Raw genomic sequence first — 17,336 nt, forward strand, 5'->3', positions numbered from 1 at the left:
TCGACAGCCCTATTGGCGAAGCCGGGGCATGAACAATGCCCGCAATCTTCTCGTCATCTGGCACAGCCGGACTGGAGCCAGCAAGGCGATGGCGCAAGCCGCGGCCGATCACCCGAATGCGAATTTGATGCGCGCTCGGGACGTAGGCGCCGAGCATCTGCTCGCACACGCGGGTTTCCTCTTTGTCGGCCCCGAAAATCTCGCCGCATTGTCGGGCGAGATGAAAGAGATGTTCGATGCGAATTACTACCCGGTGCTCGGCAGGCTTGAAGGCCGTGCCTATGCGACGATTATCGCGGCGGGATCGGATGGCGAGGGGGCTCAGCGGCAGCTGGATCGCATCGCGACGGGCTGGCGGTTGCGCAGGGTGGCTGACCCGATGATTGTCCATTTCGACGCTCAGACGCCCGAAGCGATCCTTGCAGAAAAATCGCCATGCAACAAAGTCTTGCATGATTGCCGAGAACTCGGCACCGGGTTGGCCGAGGGGCTGTCGATGGGGCTTTTCTGACTTAACTCGGCTAATTGTGTTGTTTCTGAACAATCGAGACTCGACGCTGGAATGAAATGCGGCCAAGCTTAGATCGCAGCCTACCGCGGGTCGCGGTGAGGAAGGGATTTTAGGGTATCGCTGGGTCATCGGATTCAGTTGCCAAGGGGCTATTTCTGCTGTTTGCGAGAGGCAAGCGGCCTGACCGCGCTGCGATAAGAGCGTTTGTCGCAAGTCAGCGGGCGATATCGCTCACCCATGATCCGGAGGCAGATCGATCGATCCATCTGGTCGCCAACGACGGGCATTCGCTTGGCCCGAGCGATGATGAACCATCCGGGTCGAATTCCATTTGGCTCGAATTGCTTCGCGAAGGCCTTGTCTTCGATCTCGTCGGCATCGCACCCGGTGGGAAGATGGACTTGCCCGTGATCAACCACCAATTCGACATGGCTGAAATGCCTGATCCGTCGGAATGCGATCCGCTCCAATTATTGCCAGGCCCGCATGTGTCCGCTGGGGGCAACAGTCTGCCGGTGGCCAAGGCACTCGTTGGACTCGCCAGTGATCTGCTTCGCCATTTTGACGATCTGGTTGCTGTGGTCTGGCCACCTTCGAACAGCGTAATCGGCCGGCGTTTCTTCGAATCGACGACAAGCGCCTGGATCTCAGGAGGCCCTTTTCCAGCACTTGGCCTGACCGCATTTCGTGAAACGCTCGAAGGTGCTGTGCAAAGCGTCGGGCTTGAATACTGGATCGGTCAGGAAATCCGGATTGAACCACCCCTTTCCGTAGACCCAGTTGCCGCCACGCGTCTTGGGGTGCGCCTCGTCAATCAGTTGGTAATTCTCGGCGGCATCGAGGGTAGCGAACGGATCGTCGGGCCGGATGGTTCCCGCTTGCTGTTAACCTTGTCCCGGAACCAGAAGTTTATCAGGGTTTCAAGAGAATAGCTCCCTAAACGAAGGGGTCGCTATCGCTCTTTGTGAACTGCAGTTCCGCGGGCAGGCGGATATTTCGCGCGTCGCGATACCCTTTCGCTCAATCAATCGCCGCGGGTCCAAGGAGCATGACCCGACAATGCAGCGGCATCACTTGCTTCCCCGACAGTTGCTTGGGCGGCAGTGTTTCGGGCGGATGTTCGCGGCGATCGGGCGCGGGTCGATACGGTTTGACGACTTTCGCGCCAACGGCCTGCTGCTTCCTGCGACCGAGAAGGCGTCGATGCGCACTTCGCTGCCGCTGCACCGGGGGCCGCACCATCGCTATAACGAGATGGTGATCGAGCGCGTCGGTGCCATCGAAGCGAACTGGGCCACCACACGCCGCCAGTCACCAGAGGTCGCTGCCGAGGAGGCCGTCTTCCGCCTCGCGCTGCTTCAGAGGGCATTGCGACGGCGGCTGCTGGCGGAACGCAACCGCATCATCCTCAATCGCAACGATCCGCTCGGCACCGGCTTCGACTTTACCGAGCTCGACGCCATGGCCGAGGCGCTGTGGGCCGCAAGCTGAGGGCGGTTACTCCGCCGCCTCCGCCAACTGCGCCCACGAGGTGTAGTTCGAATTCGCCAACATCCGGGCCTTGGCCTCGTGGTATTCGCGCTCCATCCGCGCCACCAGGTCTTCAACCGTGCCGACCGACTTGATCGCGCCGACGCCTTGGCCCGAGCCCCAGATGTCCTTCCAAGCCTTGGCCTTGGTGTTGCCGCCGCTGCCGAAGTTCATCTTCGACGGATCGCTTTCCGGCAGATTGTCGGGATCAAGGCCCGCTGCCTCGATCGAGGAGCGCAGGTAGTTGCCGTGCACCCCGGTGAAGAGGTTGGTGTAGACGATCCCGCTTGCGTCGCCATCGACGATGCCCTGCTTGTAGGCGGCGTCGGCATTGGCTTCCTCGGTCGCGATGAAGGCGCTTCCGGCATAGGCGAAGTCGGCGCGCAGCGATTGCGCGGCAAGGATCGAGGCACCGTGCGCGATCGAGCCGGACAGTGCGACCAGCCCGTCAAACCACTCGCGAATCTCCTGCATCAGCGCAAATGGCGACAGCGCGCCCGCATGGCCGCCAGCGCCCGCTGCCACCGGAATCAGCCCGGTCGCGCCCTTTTCGATGGCTTTCATGGCAAAGCGGTTGTTGATCACGTCGTGCATCGTGATCCCGCCCCAGTTCTTGACCGCCTGATACACTTCCTCGCGCGCGCCCAAGGAGGTGATGACCATCGGCACCTGCCACTTCTCGCAGGTCGCCATGTCGGCATCGATGCGGTCATTGGTCTTGTGGACGATCTGGTTCACGGCGAACGGAGCCGCCGGGCGATCGGGGTTCTCGCGGTTGTGCTTCGCCAGCTCTTCGGTGATCTGGTGCAGCCATTCGTCGAGCAGCGATTGCGGGCGCGCATTCAGCGCCGGAAAGCTGCCGATGATCCCGGCCTTGCACTGCGCGATCACCAGTTCCGGGCCGGATACGATGAAAAGCGGCGATCCGATCAGCGGCAGGCGAAGGCGGTCAAACGGGGCGGGAAGCGGCATGGGTGATCTCTCCAGTTGTCTTGCGGCGCGTTAGGTTGCGATCTGCAACTACGCAACCTCCTCAATGCGATAGAAGGCCTTCGCGTTCCCGGCATAAAGCGCCGCTTTCTCGTCCGCGCTGGCCCCTGCCGTGATCCGCTTGAACGCGTTCCACAGCACCGGATAGGTCGCGCCCCAGCGATCGACCGGATAGTTGCTTTCGAACATCGCCCGGTTAGTGCCGAAGGCTTCGATGCATGTCTCGATGTAGGGCTTCCACAGCCGCGCCAGTTCCTCCGATCCGACTCCGGCGGCGGGGCCTTGTTCGGGCAGGGCGCAATTGTGCATCGCCAGCCCGCCGAGCTTCACCATCACGTTTTCGCATTTGCCCAGTTCGATGATCGCATCGCGCCAGATGCCAAAGCGTTCCTCCAGCCTGCCGGTATAGCTCGCCATGCCCAGCGGAGTGCCGCAATGGTCAAGGCAGATGGGCGTATCGGGGAAGGCGCGGGCCAGATCGATCACATCGCCGATCTGCGGCTCCAGTATCCACGCGTCAAAGCTCATCCCGCGTTTGCCCAGTTCGGCAAAGCCTTCGCGAAAGGTCGCATCGCGGTACAGCTGGGGCGGGGCATGGAACGGAGGGCCGAGCACTTCGGGATCTGCATCCCACGCGCCCTGATGGCGGATGCCGCGGAACCGGCCCGGAGCCGCCGCCTGCAAGGCATCGAGCACTTCGCCCGCCGCCGCGCCGCGCGTCAGATCGGCATGACCGACGATCCCGGCGCACAGCCGCGCCTTGCCATAAAGCCCGCTCGCGCTTTGTGCAGCGACGCCGTTCACATACTCGACTTCGCCCACCGGCTTCAGAGCATCGCCATAGGCTCCGTTGTAGAACGCCCCGCATTCCATGAAGACCGTCGCCACGACATTGTGGCCGCTGTTGTTCACCTCTGCGCTGAACTGGTCGAAAGTGTAGTGCGCCACCGGCACCAGCGTTTCGATGAAGCGATGGCGCGGCTGCGGAAACATCGGCAGCATCGGCCGCAAGTCCCACAGGTGATGGTGCGGGTCGATGATTGGCAGATCGGGTTCAAGGATGGCTTCGGTCATTCAACGCGTCTCCCATGCGCTTTCCCTACAGGATGGAACATGTGGAACACTGTCCTGAGGAAAGAATCGTTTTCTGTCACTGTTCTGGCCCAGAGTGTCACCTTTGCCGCGCAAAGTGTCACCCCGCGCCCCGAAGTGTAACCCGAAGGGGCGATAGTGGCACCTTTCACCATCGCAAAGTGTCGCTTTGGACAGGGGCAAAGTGTCACGCGGGAAGGTGGGGTGGTCATACGCGCAGCCTACGCGCCGGAAAGCGAGTAGGAAACGTGCCAGGCTTTCGCGTCAGTGAACTACCCGGCGATACAGGTGCCATGTTGCGTGGCCGAGGACGGGCAGAGCCACCATCAGGCCGAAGAACGCCGGGATCATGGCGATGAACAGCAGCACTGAAATGATCACCGCCCATGCCAGCATGGCGAAGAGGTTGGTTTTGACGGTGCGGATGCTGGCGATGATCGCGGTGAGGAAATCGATGTTACGATCCACCAGCATCGGCAGGCTGATCACCGTGACGGTATAGAACGCAAACGCCATCACCGCGCCCACGGCGCTGCCAACTGCCAGCATCGTCAGCCCCGTTGGCGTAAGCAGCGCGGCCAGCGATTCACCGCCCACGCCGTTTTCCGCCATGAAGATCGCGAAGATCGCGTGCGCGACGATCATCCAGAAACCGAAGGCGACGAAAACGATCACCCCCATCGACAGGATCTGTTCGTCACCATGCCCTTTCAGCGCGCCCAGCACCTTGCCCCAGCTCAGCGGCTCACCCGCCTCTCGCCGTCTGCTGGCTTCGTACAGGCCGACCGCGATGAAAGGGGCGACAAGCGGGAACCCGGCTGTCGCGGGGATCAGCCACGAAAGCTCGCCCCCGACAAATGCGACATAGCCGATCAGGATGCCGGCCAGCACATAGATGCCGCCAAAAAACAGCCCGTATTGCGGCATGGCAAGAAAATCGCGCCATCCGGCGCCAAGCGCGGCGCGAAGATCGGCTAACGAAAGGTCGCTTGCGACAATCGCGGGTGCGGGCATAGCGCTATCCAGCGTGGCCATCGTGGTTCTCCCCTCCCAAGGAAACATCACTTTGCCATGCAGCTTTGGCACTTTCTTTGCGCCGGATCAAATTCTGCCGGTTGCGAACATTTGATCTTGTGTATTCGCAAGTTATTGAAATTGTGTAGAAGGGTTTGTGAAAAAGGAGGGGCCTTTTGTCGCGAGTTGGGATTTTGTCTGTCTTTGCTGCTGTAGGTCTCGGTCTTTCGGCACTTGCATATTCGCAAAGCGTATCCCCGGCAGCCGGGCAATTGCCCTCAACAGATGCAGAATTGCGAGAGTTCTTTGCCGACTCCCATTCAACCGAAAAGCCGATGGGCCTGGAGGGCGTCTGGATCGATTGTCTCGACCGCTTGAGTCCTTTGCCCTCGGGCACTTCCCAGAAGGTGGTATGCAAGAGCTGGACAGCCCAGGGTGTGGAATCAACTTTGGTAGCCTTGCAGTCGGGCCCTGAGACCGTGCCAGTCATCGAAAACCGGCTTCCCGGCCCCACCGGGAACAGACGGTTTGTCATCGATGTTCAGGGCGGCCCCCGGGGCGATCCTACATACAGCAACGAGGCGATAACGGAGGAGTTACTCGCTCGGCTTCGTCGCAGCGGAGCGATCGAGTTGATCGGCGTTTCTGAACTGGACAGGCCGTATGTTCAATTGATGGAACGCGGGATTACAGTCGTGTCGGTTGGCTATTGGGGGACCAGCCTACGCACTCTCGAAGAACGCAACGAATTTGAACTGGGCGCTCAGGATGTGCGGACTGCGATCAATTTCCACCGCGATCAGATCAGGGCGGATCCGCCTTTGATCACGTCCAGCCTTGGTAACCATCTGGCCTTGGCTGCGCTTGGCCGGGAGAGGCTGGAAGGAATGAACGTCCTGTCGCTTGTCCCGGTTATGGATGGACTGCAGCAGCACATCAACCGCTTCACTGACGAAATTGCGAAAGACAAGGCCGATGGCGAGCCAAAGTCGGGTTGGGGCCGCTTGACCGTCTTCATACGGAGAGACGAGGGGTTCGCCTTCGATCACACGCGGATGGCGCTGACATCTGATTACATCGAGAAGTACCTTGGGGACGCCGATTACCCATGGAAATACGTGTCGCTAAAGGGCCGCTGTTCGACGCTGGTGCTGGGCCGCAAGGATCCGCGCACCCGCTTATATCGAACGCACGAGTGAACTTCCCCCCTTTGTGCAAGTGTGGGATACCGATCACGACATCATCATGGATGATCTGGAAAAGACGCGCAGGCTTTACGCTGATTTCGCAGACTGCCTTCTGGAGGAAACGACCTAACCCCCCACAATCGAATTCGCCGCGCTAAGCACAGCGCGCACGCTGGCGGTGGCGACGTCTTCGTCGATGCCGCAGCCCCAGATGATCCGGTCGCCCGACTGGCAAAGTATGTAGGCGGCGGCGCGTGCGTCGCGGCCTTTACCCAATGCGTGTTCGGAATAATCGAGCACATGGATGTCGAGATCGAACGCGCCTTCGAGTGTGCTGACCACGCTTGAGATCAGGCCGTTGCCGCGACCCGACACGCTCTGTTCGCCGCCATCGACCGCGATTTTCCCGGCGAAGATGCGGGTGCCGTCGGTTCCCCGGCTTTCCTCGTAATCGACCAGCTGGAAATGCTTGTCGGCATCGTCGATGTGATAGGCCGTCTTGAACGCCGACCAGATGTCTGCGGCATTGAGTTCGCGGCCCAGTTCATCGGCCATGCGCTGAACATGGCGGGAGAAATCGGCCTGCATCTTCTTGGGGAGTTTGAGGCCCTGATCCTGTTCCAGCACCCATGCAAAGCCACCTTTGCCGCTTTGCGAATTGACGCGGATCACCGCTTCGTAGCTGCGGCCGAGGTCTGCCGGGTCGATGGGAAGATAGGGGACGCGCCACAGCTCGTCGTTCTGCTGCTGGTGCGCTTCGAAACCCTTCTTGATTGCGTCCTGGTGGCTGCCCGAAAACGCGGTGTAGACCAGTTCGCCGCCATAGGGGTGGCGTTGGTGAACCGGCAGGTCGTTGCAATATTCGACCGTCTCGATCACCCGGTCGATATCGGAGAAATCGAGGCCGGGATCGACGCCCTGCGTGTACATGTTGAGCGCCATTGTCACGAGGCAGCAATTGCCGGTGCGCTCGCCATTGCCGAACAGGCAGCCTTCGACCCGGTCCGCGCCCGCCATCAGCCCCAGTTCCGCCGCCGCGACGCCGGTGCCGCGATCATTATGGGTGTGGAGCGAGATCACCGCGCTTTCGCGATTGGGCAGGTTGCGGCAGAAGTATTCGATCTGGTCGGCGTAGATATTGGGCGTGGCCGCTTCGACCGTGGCCGGCAGGTTCAGGATGATCGGATGTTCCGGCGTGGGCCGGAGCACGTCCATCACCGCCTCGCAAACCTCGATGCTGAAACCGAGTTCGGCGGTGGAGAAGGTTTCGGGGCTGTACTGGAAATGCCACTGCGTATCGGGCTGCTTTGCTGCCTCGTCGCGCATCACCTTGGCGCCAGTCATGGCGATTTCGCGCACTTCATCCTTGCTCATGCGGAACACGATGTCGCGCCAAGCCGGGCTGACGGCGTTGTAGAGGTGGACGATAGCCGCGCGCGCGCCGCGCAGGCTGTCGAAACTGGTGCGGATCAGGTCTTCGCGGCTTTGCGTGAGGACCTGCACGATCACGTCATCGGGGATCACACCCGATTTGACGAGGCCGGAGATGAAATCGAATTCGGTCGCCCCGGCGCTGGGGAAGCCGACTTCGATTTCCTTGACGCCGACTTCGACCAGCAGATCGAAAAAGCGGCGCTTCTTCACAGCGTCCATCGGATCGATGATCGATTGGTTGCCGTCGCGCAGATCGGTGGAAAGCCAGCGCGGCGCGGTGTCGATCACGCGGCCTGGCCACTGCCGGTCTGGCAGGTTGATCTGGGGGAAGGGGCGGTATTTGGCCGAAGGGTTCTTCAACATGGCTTACGCGAGTGCTCTTTTTGAGAAGATTTCAGGGAGATGGCTGCGGACCCCTTGGACGGTGGGCCGCGCCGCTCTCACGCGCGCGTACCCTATGCCGCCCAAGGGCGCATAAGTCGTAGAAGCAGCGTGCCGTGCATAACCATGCCCCTTTCTTTGCCGATAATTGCGCCCGGCGCAAGCCGGGAAGAACGCTAGCTTCGAACGGCACGCAAATCTGCGTGTAACCAAGGGCGCGCAGCTGGCGAAATACAGGGTGTTGCCGGCTGTCAGGCCGTCGGCTGAAAATTCGTCCCCAAGGAGGAACCCGATGAAGAAATCCCTGTTTCCCCCGATTTTCGCCAGCGCGCTGGTGCTTGGCCTTTCCGCTTGTGGCGCGACCGCCGAAACCGCCGAAGGCGATACCGTCGCCGTTGTCGAGGCGGCGGAGACCGCGCTTTACGCCGATCTTGGCGGAGAACCGACCGGCCCGGTCTATCGCAAGGCCAAGGCCGACACGCTTGCCGTGTCCGGCTTTGATGTCGTCAGCTATTTCACCGGCGACGGTGTGCCTGTCGAAGGGAGCGAGGAATTCACCGTCCGTTATCAGGGCTATGATTATCGCTTTGCCAGCGAAGACAACGCCAAGGCCTTTATCGAAGACCCGGCGAAATATGCGCCTGCCTATGGCGGCTATTGCGCATGGGCGATCGGCGCCAATGACGCGCTTGCGCCGGGTGATCCCAATGTTTACAAGATCGTCGACGGCACGCTGTATCTGAACTTCAGCGAAGACGTGGCGAACCGCTGGAACAAGGACATCCCCGGTTTCATCGAGAAGGCGGATGTGAACTATCCGACCCACACGCCGGACGAGCACTATCAGGATTGATTGTTGGACCAACCCTGACGGAAGACCCCGTCGCTCAGCAGAGTGGCGGGGTTTTCTATTGCCTTAACCGCAACGCGCGTCGCGGATGATACCCTGATTGTCGAGCATGATGTTGAGGCGCGGATTGGTCGGGTCGGGATTGATGAAATCGCTGCCCGGCTGAATGAAGCGCACCTCTGCCGCGCCTGCCGCGGCGCTCATCACCTCAAGCCGGGTGGCTTCGTCCGCCGTGCGACCAAGGAACGGCCCCATCTTGTTGGCGTTGCAGGTCTGGCTGGCCGGATCGGTCGCCGTACCGGGAGCAAACGCGCCCGGTGCGGCGTTTTCGCGCGGAGGAGCGATCGTGGGCGCGACCGTCGCCGCAGGAGCAGGCGCATTGCCCGCACCGCCACCGTTAATGCGTGCCGCGAAATCATTCGCCGCTGCCGAAGTATCGGTTTCCTCAGGCGCGCCGCAAGCGGCCAGCGCCAGCAGTGCAGGGACGGTGAAGATGATCGAAAGTCTGTTCATGGGGCTTTCCCGTCGCATCAAGTATTCCCGCCCGCCAAAGCGCCCTTTGCGTTGCGGTTTCATGACAGGATCATAACACCGGCCGCGCGCGCAGGCGATCCGCGGTCAACTGGTCCACGCTTGTCACGCCCATCAGCCGCATCGCCCGCTCGATTTCGTCCTTGAGGATGCCCAGCGCGCGTTCGACCCCGTCTTGTCCCGCAGCCGCCAGCGCGTAGAGATACAGCCGCCCGCCAGACGCCGCCGTCGCGCCGCTGCACAGCGCCTTGAGCGCGTGCGTGCCGCGCCGCACGCCGCCGTCACAGATGATTTCTATCTGCCCGCCCACCGCATCGACTATTTCGGGGAGTTGATCGAACGGCGCGCGGCTGCCGTCCAATTGCCGTCCGCCGTGGTTCGACAGCATGATCGCATCCGCGCCCATTTCCACCGCACGGCGCGCATCGGCGACGCTCATCACGCCTTTCAACACGAAGGTGCCGCCCCATTGCTGACGGATCGCGGCGGCGGTGTCCCAGTCCATCGAGGTGTCGAGCATGGTGTTGAAATATTCCGCGATACTCACCGCCTTGTTCGTCCCCTCGCTGACATGGGTGTCGAGATTGGGCAGGCGGAATTTCTCGCGCAGGACGTAATCCAGCGTCCAGCGCGGGCGGGTGGCATAGCTCCACACGCTCGCCGGGGTGAAGCGGGGCGGGGTGGTGAAGCCGCTTCTGAGGCAGCGTTCGCGCTTGCCCGAAACGATCGTGTCCACCGTCAGCGCCAGCGCATCAAAGCCCGCCGCCTGACAGCGTTCGATCATGTGCGTGTTCAGCCCCTTGTCCTTGTGGACGTAGAGCTGGAACAGCTTTGGCCCACTGGTGAGCGCGGCGATTTCCTCGATACTGCGGGTCGCAAGGCTGGAAATGCCGAACCACAGGCCGAATTTCTCCGCCGCCTTGGCCACGGCGGTTTCGCCCTGCCAGTGGAAAGCGCGCTGCACCGCAGTGGGTGACAGCATCAGCGGCAATGCCGATTTGCGGCCGAGGATCATGCAGGAGGTGTCGATCGTCTCCACGCCCGCCAGCACATCGGGCACCAGATCGACGCTGTCATAGGCGGCGGTGTTGCGCGCCTTGGTCAGTTCGTCATCCGCCGCGCCGTCGATGTAATCGAACACGGGGAAGGGCAGCCGTGCCTTCGCCAGCATGCGGAAATCGTCGATATTGTGGCAATCTGTCAGCCGCATGAGCCGCCGTTCCTTTCGCATCCGCCTCTGGCCGATTGGCGATTGCGTGTCGAGAGGCTCGCCGAGGTGAGCGGCTCTGGCTGCAAGGGCGGAAAATATTTTACCATGCCTGTCACCAAAACCCTCGCGCCCGCGAATGACCTGATGTGGGTTCATCCTGCGGCTTGTGACGAAACGGATCGGTTGCCCACCGATCCGGCCTCTGATGACCCCCGAACCGATCGAGTATCGCAGGATGGACGCCGCAAGAACGAAACATCAAGGCTTGCGCGTCGGCTGCCTGACAGGCGCGCATTCTTGGGTGTGGCCGGGGGTGTTCCTCCTAGTCTCCCTGGCCGCACCCATTTTCAGGCAAATGCGGGTGGTCGGGCCTTTCTTGCCCTTGAGCCCGACCATCCGATGATCCGCAAGGGTCGCAGGTTGAGGGATGCGGCGTCCCGTGATTGCCCGCCCCGACGGTCGCAAATGGATAAAGCCCGCAGGAGAGAGGACCTTCTGCGGGCTTTTTCTTGCCTTCAGCAGCCCGAACGCGGCGTGGTGAAACGCTGTTTCAGCGAACTGACCGAATAGCTCGGCTCGATCCTGTCGGAAGGGCAGGGGACGTAATTCGGATCCTGCGTCAGGCATCCCGGCCCGCACACCATCCGCGCAGCCGCGGCTTCATGGTCGATATGCCACAACCTGCCGCCGGGGGTGGAGATGTATCCGTCCATCCCGGTTGCGATGTCGCTTTCGATATCGATCAGCGACGGCACTTCGCCATCATACTGCGGGCTGTGGCGCCCGTGGGTGTGGAAGCTGGCGACGGGAACCATGCCCGGTTCGTCGAAATAGGAGATGTCGCAGCTGGCTTCGTCCCCGTCGGTGGGGCGCGACACGCCCAGTTCTCCATCGGAGGTTTCGAAGATGATCCCGCACAATTCGCGGTCGCTGGCAAAGCTTTCGGCTTGCAATGCGTCAAGCTGCTGGCGGGCGAAGGCTTCGACCTGTGATTGCGGCAGGACGGGTTGCAGCGCGTCGGTGCCTTTGACGTTCATGTAGGCGCGCGCGATGATCACGACAAAGGCGACCGCGCAGATCGCGTAGAGGATGCGGGTGGAGCGACCTTCGAACATCGCTCCACCCGATGCCCTTAGTTCTTGGTCTTGTCGACCAGCTTGTTGGCGCTGATCCACGGCATCATGGCGCGCAGCTTGGCCCCGGTCTGTTCGATCGGGTGGGCTTCGGCGCGCTTGCGGGCGGCTTTCAGCTCGGGCTGGCCGGCACGGTTGTCGAGCACGAAGTTCTTCACGAAACGGCCCGACTGGATGTCGTCGAGCACGCGCTTCATTTCGGCCTTGGTGTCGGCGGTGATGATGCGCGGGCCGGTGGTGATGTCGCCATATTCGGCGGTGTTGCTGATCGAATAGCGCATGTTGGCGATGCCGCCTTCATACAGCAGGTCGACGATCAGCTTGGTTTCGTGCAAGCATTCGAAATAGGCCATTTCAGGCGCGTAACCGGCTTCGGTCAGCGTTTCGAAACCGGCCTGAATCAGGTGGGTGATCCCGCCACACAGCACTGCCTGTTCGCCGAACAGATCGGTTTCGCACTCCTCGCGGAAGTTCGTCTCGATGATGCCCGAGCGACCACCGCCAACGCCGCTGGCATAGGCAAGCGCCACGTCCTTGGCCGATCCGCTGGCATCCTGATGCACCGCGATCAGGCACGGCACGCCGCCACCCTTCTGATATTCGCTGCGCACGGTGTGGCCCGGACCCTTGGGCGCGATCATGATCACGTCGATATCGGCGGGCGGCTCGATCAGGCCGAAATGGATGTTGAGCCCGTGGGCGAAGGCGAGCGCGCTGCCCGGCTTCATGTGCCCGGCAAGATCGTTTTCCCAGATGCCGGCCTGATGTTCGTCAGGGGCAAGCACCATGAGGATGTCGGCCCATTTGGCCGCTTCGGTGTTGGACAGCACCTTGAAACCCGCAGCTTCGGCCTTCTTTGCGGTGGCAGACCCTTCGCGCAGCGCGATAGCGACTTCGGCCACACCGCTGTCGCGCAGGTTCTGGGCATGGGCGTGGCCTTGCGAGCCATAGCCGAGAACGGCGATCTTCTTGCTCTTGACGAGGCCCAAATCGGCGTCGGCGTCGTAATAAACTTTCATGGGTTTTCCCTCTTGTATTCTGGTGTGTTCTGGAATGGAATTTCAGGCTTCTGACAGGCCGCGCAGCATGCCGACGACGCCGGAACGACCCACGCTGACAAGGCCAAGCTCGCGCATCAGGGCGATGAAGCTGTCGATCTTGTCGGGCGCTCCGGTAAGTTCGAAGACGAAGCTTTGCGTGGTGGTGTCGACCACCTTGGCGCGGAACAGTTCGGCGATGCGCAGAGCCTCGACGCGCTTGTCGCCGGTTCCTGCCACCTTGATCAGCGCCAGCTCGCGTTCGACATGCGGGCCGGCGGTGGTGAGATCGGTGACCTTGTGCACCGGCACAAGCCGTTCAAGCTGCGCCTCGATCTGGTCGATCACGGCGGGCGGGCCGTTGGTGACGATGGTGATCCGGCTGACGGCGTGGTCTTCGGTGATGTCGGCCACGGTCAGGCTGTCGATGTTATAGCCGCGTGCGGTGAACAGGCCGGTGATCTTGGCAAGAATCCCCGGCTCGTTGTCGACCATCACGGTCAGCACGTGGCGTTCGCTTTCGGCGCTCTTAATTTTCATGTGTCGGATTATCCCTTGCGCGCGGCCATGCGGCCGCCCCTTAAACCAGCGCCTTCGCTTCGTCGTCCATGGTGCCGCCGTGGGCGTCGCCATACAGCAGCATGTCGGTGTGCGCCGCGCCTGACGGGATCATCGGCAGGCAGTTGGCGTCCTTGGCAACGCAGCAATCGACGATGACGGGGCCGTCGTGATCGATCATCCGCTGGATCCCTGCGTCGAGGTCTTCCTCGCGCTCAATCCTTATGCCCTTCCAGCCATAGGCCTCCGCCAGCTTCACGAAATCGGGCAGGCTGTCGGAATAGCTGTTCGAATAGCGGCTTTCATAGGTCAGTTCCTGCCACTGGCGGACCATGCCCATGTATTCGTTGTTCAGGATGAAAATCTTGACCGGCAGGCGGTACTGCGACGCGGTACCAAGTTCCTGGATGTTCATTTGAATGCTGGCTTCGCCCGCAATGTCGATCACCAGCGCGTCCGGATGGCCAAGTTGCGCGCCGATAGCGGCAGGCAGGCCGTAGCCCATCGTCCCGAGCCCGCCCGAGGTGAGCCATTTGTTGGGATCTTCGAACCCGAAATACTGCGCCGCCCACATCTGGTGCTGGCCGACTTCGGTGGTGATGATCGGCTTGCGCTTGTGCGTGAGCGCGTAGAGCCGCTCCACCGCCTTTTGCGGCATGATCGCGTTGGGCTCTTTCTTCGACCTTTCGGGATAGGCGAGGCATTCCCGCGCGCGCCAGCCGGCGATCCGTGCCTTCCATTCGCCCATGTCCTGCGCCTTGCGGCTGCCCCATGCGGTGATCAGCTGTTCCAGCACGGTCGCGCAATCGCCGACAATGCCGAGGTCGACAGGCACGTTCTTGTTGATCGAGCTGCGATCGATGTCGATGTGGATTTTCTTGCTGTCAGGCGAAAACGCATCGAGCCTGCCGGTCACCCGGTCATCAAAGCGGGCGCCGATGCAGACCATCACATCGCATTTGTTCATCGCCATGTTGGCTTCGTAGGTGCCGTGCATCCCCAGCATGCCGAGCCAGTCGGGATGAGTGGAGGGGAAAGCGCCAAGGCCCATCAGCGTCGATGTCACGGGCGCGCCCGTCATATCCTGAAACGCGCGCAGCAGGCGGCTTGCCTCCGGCCCGGAATTGATCACCCCGCCGCCGGTGTAGAGGATCGGGCGTTCGGCGCTGGCGATCATCTCGACCGCTTCGGCCACCTGTTCCGCCGGGGCGACCATCTGCGGCGCATAGCGATGCGATCCGGGTGCGACGACGGCGTGGCTTTTGGACGGGACGGCGATCTGCACGTCCTTGGGAATGTCGATCACGACCGGGCCGGGGCGGCCGGTGGTGGCGATGCGGAACGCTTCCTGCACCGTCGCGACCAGATCGGCGGGGTCTTTCACCAGATAGTTGTGCTTGGTGCAGTGGCGGGTGATGCCGACCGTGTCGGCTTCCTGAAACGCGTCAGTCCCGATCAGCGCGGTGGGCACCTGTCCGGTGATGACGACCATCGGAATGGAATCGAGGAAGGCATCGGCAATGCCGGTGACGGCATTGGTCGCGCCCGGACCTGAAGTCACCAGCACCACGCCCGGCTTGCCGGTGGCGCGTGCATATCCTTCGGCAGCGTGCGCCGCGCCTGCTTCATGGCGGACGAGGATGTGCCGGATGCGTTCATCGCCGAACAGCTCGTCATAGATGGGCAGCACCGCACCGCCGGGATAGCCGAACACATATTCGACCCCCTGTTCGATCAGGCATTCCATCAACAAGGCGGCCCCAGAGCGCTTCGCCACTTTATTCTCCTACCTATGAAAACGGCCCGAGGCGGAAGTTCGCATCGGGCCGGTCCGGAAATTCACTGTCGCAAACCCCGAGTCAGCCCGTTTCCCGTACAAGAATGACAATGAGCATGACTTGAGTAACCTTCGCCTTCGTTTGTTTCCCGGTTCATACCGGTGTTTGATGACAGAGCCAAGCGACCCGAAGGGCCCTGTCTTGCACCCCCGCTAGATGGCAGAATCTAACGCGTCAACCATTAATCTTGTAATAATGATGCGAAAATTGCCTCAACGTCGATATTTTGCGATTCAACTCGCGGCCAATCGTCCGGGCACTGGTTGCGCAGCCAGGTGAACTGGCGCTTCGCATATTGCCGCGTTGCCTGCGAACCGGCGGCGATGGCTTCTTCCCTGGTGCATTCGCCGCGCACCAAGGCCGCCACCTCGGCCACGCCGATGGCGCGCATCACCGGAAGATCGGGCGAAAGATCGCGCGCCAGCAGGGTTTCGACTTCTTCCAACGCCCCGGCCTCGATCATCTGCGCAAACCGCTGGTCGCAGCGATCATAGACCCACTGGCGTTCGGGCATCAGCACCAGCGGGTGCAGCGTCACTTCCTCCCCGATCCCGCCGGTTTTGGCCTGTTGCCAGTCGCCCAGCGTCACCCCTGTCGAACGCTTCACCTCCAGCGCGCGCGAAATGCGCTGGCTGTCGCCCGGATCGAGCGCGGCGGCGCGCAAGGGGTCTTCGATCATCAGCGCGGCATAGGCGGCTTGCGTCGACATCGCGCGAACCACTTCGCGGACTTCGGGCTCTATTTCGGGGATGGGGGCGATGCCTTCGATCAGCACCTTGAGATACATGCCCGTGCCGCCGACCAGGATCGGCACCGCGCCATTGGCATGGCAATCGGCAATTTCATCCTTGGCCCGCACGGCCCATGCCGCGGCCGAACAGGCCTCCGCGCCGTCCCAGGTCCCGAACAGGCGGTGTTCGATCCCCGCCATTTCCTCCTCGGTCGGGCGGGCGGAAAGCACTTGCAGATCGGCATAGACCTGCGCGCTGTCGGCGTTAATCACCACGCCGGTTTGTCCGCGCTTTGCCAGCGCCTGTGCCAGCTTTACCGCAATCGCGCTCTTGCCGCTGGCTGTCGGCCCTGCAATGAGCGCGACAGGCGGCGCACTGGTCGTCTTCATGGGAGATTCCTTGGTGCTCATCGCGCGGCTGATAGCAGACAATGACGATTGGGAAACACGCCTCAATCAGATGAGGGCAACGCTGGAGCAAAGTCTGGTGGGCAGCACCGTCGATCGGGCGCTGCAATCGGTGGAGCGATTGCCTTTGTCCGAGCCTGTGCTGGAGCTGCAATTCGACCTTGACGAGCCCGAGGCGGTCCACGGCTTTATCGAGGTGCATTTCGGCCCGTGCGACACTCTGCTGGCATCCGCGCCAATCACTGTGCCGCAACTGTTCGTATCCGACATGGATTCCACCATGATCGGGCAGGAATGCATCGACGAGCTGGCCGACTATGCAGGGATCAAGGACCGCATTGCCGAGATAACCGAACGCGCGATGCAGGGCGAACTCGATTTTCAAAGCGCGCTGACCGAACGTGTCGCGCTGCTTGGCGGGCTGGACGAAGGCGCGATTGCGCAATGTCTGGCAGAGCGGATCACGCCCACGCCGGGCGCAAAGGTATTAAGTGAGACACTGAAGGCGCATGGTTGTCGCAATGTGCTGGTGACGGGCGGTTTCCATCATTTCGCTGATCCGGTCGCGGAGATGCTGGGGTTTGATCGGGTGGTGGGCAATCGCCTTGCCGTGGAAGGGGGCAAGCTGACCGGCACGCTTGACGGGCCGATTTCGGATGCAAGCACCAAGCTAGCCGTTTTGCAGGAAGAGGCGGCATTGCTGGGTGAGGGCGCAGGTGTGCTGGCCAGCGGTGATGGTGCCAATGACATTCCGATGATCGAGGCGGCGACTTATGGCTTTGCCTATCGCGCCAAGCCCAAGGCACGGTCTGCGGCGAACGGGCGGATCGACCGGGGCGATCTCACCGCGATTCTTTCGCTGCTGGGTATCTCGCGCAAGGATTGGGCCGGGTTGTGACAAG

At 61.7% G+C, this 17,336-nt stretch carries 17 protein-coding genes; 6 read left to right on the plus strand and 11 right to left on the minus strand.

What is annotated here, in order from left to right; translation table 11 throughout:
- The first annotated feature begins 28 nt into the window (after nt 1–28).
- The 3 genes from L1K66_RS09695 (at nt 29) to L1K66_RS09705 (ending at nt 2,002) form a co-directional block, all read left to right on the plus strand.
- Nucleotides 29–511 (plus strand): flavodoxin family protein, encoded by a 483-nt coding sequence (locus tag L1K66_RS09695; protein ID WP_252257681.1) that lies wholly within the window; start codon nt 29–31, stop codon nt 509–511.
- Nucleotides 512–852: 341 nt separating this feature from the next.
- Nucleotides 853–1,443, plus strand: a complete 591-nt coding sequence (locus L1K66_RS09700; RefSeq protein WP_252257682.1) for a hypothetical protein — start codon at nt 853–855, stop codon at nt 1,441–1,443.
- Nucleotides 1,444–1,570: 127 nt separating this feature from the next.
- The gene (locus L1K66_RS09705; protein WP_252257683.1) at nt 1,571–2,002 is read left to right on the plus strand and encodes an AHH domain-containing protein; all 432 of its coding nucleotides are present in this window, start codon (nt 1,571–1,573) and stop codon (nt 2,000–2,002) included.
- A gap of 6 nt (nt 2,003–2,008) precedes the next feature.
- On the opposite strand, the gene L1K66_RS09710 is transcribed toward L1K66_RS09705, so the two are convergent.
- From L1K66_RS09710 to L1K66_RS09720, 3 genes are all read right to left on the minus strand, one after another.
- Nucleotides 2,009–3,013 (minus strand): NAD(P)H-dependent flavin oxidoreductase, encoded by a 1,005-nt coding sequence (locus L1K66_RS09710; RefSeq protein WP_252257684.1) that lies wholly within the window; start codon nt 3,011–3,013, stop codon nt 2,009–2,011.
- Nucleotides 3,014–3,061: 48 nt separating this feature from the next.
- Nucleotides 3,062–4,105 (minus strand): amidohydrolase family protein, encoded by a 1,044-nt coding sequence (locus tag L1K66_RS09715; protein WP_252257685.1) that lies wholly within the window; start codon nt 4,103–4,105, stop codon nt 3,062–3,064.
- Nucleotides 4,106–4,387: 282 nt separating this feature from the next.
- A complete protein-coding gene (locus L1K66_RS09720) occupies nt 4,388–5,158 on the minus strand; it encodes a DUF2189 domain-containing protein (RefSeq protein ID WP_252257686.1) in 771 nt (256 codons plus the stop codon).
- Nucleotides 5,159–5,313: 155 nt separating this feature from the next.
- On the opposite strand from L1K66_RS09720, the gene L1K66_RS09725 reads away from it, so the two are divergent.
- Nucleotides 5,314–6,336, plus strand: a complete 1,023-nt coding sequence (locus tag L1K66_RS09725; protein WP_252257687.1) for a hypothetical protein — start codon at nt 5,314–5,316, stop codon at nt 6,334–6,336.
- Nucleotides 6,337–6,450: 114 nt separating this feature from the next.
- Here L1K66_RS09725 and leuA read toward each other — a convergent pair whose 3' ends face one another.
- On the minus strand, nt 6,451–8,121 hold the full coding sequence (gene leuA, locus L1K66_RS09730; RefSeq protein ID WP_252257688.1) for a 2-isopropylmalate synthase: 1,671 nt from the start codon (nt 8,119–8,121) through the stop codon (nt 6,451–6,453).
- Between the two features lie 310 nt (nt 8,122–8,431).
- Between leuA and L1K66_RS09735 the strand changes: the two genes are divergently transcribed.
- A complete protein-coding gene (locus L1K66_RS09735; protein ID WP_252257689.1) occupies nt 8,432–8,992 on the plus strand; it encodes a YHS domain-containing (seleno)protein in 561 nt (186 codons plus the stop codon).
- Between the two features lie 63 nt (nt 8,993–9,055).
- Here L1K66_RS09735 and L1K66_RS09740 read toward each other — a convergent pair whose 3' ends face one another.
- The 7 genes from L1K66_RS09740 to miaA form a co-directional block, all read right to left on the minus strand.
- Nucleotides 9,056–9,502 (minus strand): hypothetical protein, encoded by a 447-nt coding sequence (locus L1K66_RS09740; protein WP_034954734.1) that lies wholly within the window; start codon nt 9,500–9,502, stop codon nt 9,056–9,058.
- A 70-nt stretch (nt 9,503–9,572) separates the two neighbouring features.
- A complete protein-coding gene (locus L1K66_RS09745) occupies nt 9,573–10,730 on the minus strand; it encodes an alpha-hydroxy acid oxidase (RefSeq protein WP_252257690.1) in 1,158 nt (385 codons plus the stop codon).
- Between the two features lie 515 nt (nt 10,731–11,245).
- Nucleotides 11,246–11,845: a DUF4329 domain-containing protein gene (locus L1K66_RS09750; RefSeq protein ID WP_252257691.1), complete on the minus strand. Its 600-nt coding sequence runs from the start codon at nt 11,843–11,845 to the stop codon at nt 11,246–11,248.
- A gap of 17 nt (nt 11,846–11,862) precedes the next feature.
- Complete coding sequence (gene ilvC / locus L1K66_RS09755) at nt 11,863–12,882, minus strand: ketol-acid reductoisomerase (RefSeq protein WP_252257692.1); 1,020 nt, start codon at nt 12,880–12,882, stop codon at nt 11,863–11,865.
- Between the two features lie 42 nt (nt 12,883–12,924).
- A complete protein-coding gene (ilvN, locus tag L1K66_RS09760) occupies nt 12,925–13,440 on the minus strand; it encodes an acetolactate synthase small subunit (RefSeq protein ID WP_034953918.1) in 516 nt (171 codons plus the stop codon).
- A gap of 40 nt (nt 13,441–13,480) precedes the next feature.
- Complete coding sequence (ilvB, locus tag L1K66_RS09765; RefSeq protein ID WP_252260480.1) at nt 13,481–15,205, minus strand: biosynthetic-type acetolactate synthase large subunit; 1,725 nt, start codon at nt 15,203–15,205, stop codon at nt 13,481–13,483.
- Between the two features lie 272 nt (nt 15,206–15,477).
- Nucleotides 15,478–16,437, minus strand: a complete 960-nt coding sequence (gene miaA / locus L1K66_RS09770) for a tRNA (adenosine(37)-N6)-dimethylallyltransferase MiaA (protein ID WP_252257693.1) — start codon at nt 16,435–16,437, stop codon at nt 15,478–15,480.
- Here miaA and serB point away from each other — a divergent pair.
- Nucleotides 16,382–17,332, plus strand: a complete 951-nt coding sequence (gene serB / locus L1K66_RS09775; protein WP_252257694.1) for a phosphoserine phosphatase SerB — start codon at nt 16,382–16,384, stop codon at nt 17,330–17,332. The two genes, miaA and serB, sit on opposite strands and share 56 nt — an antisense overlap.
- Nucleotides 17,333–17,336 lie beyond the last annotated feature (4 nt).

This window comes from Erythrobacter aurantius (assembly GCF_023823125.1).
In the GTDB taxonomy this organism is placed as follows: Bacteria; Pseudomonadota; Alphaproteobacteria; order Sphingomonadales; family Sphingomonadaceae; genus Erythrobacter; species Erythrobacter aurantius.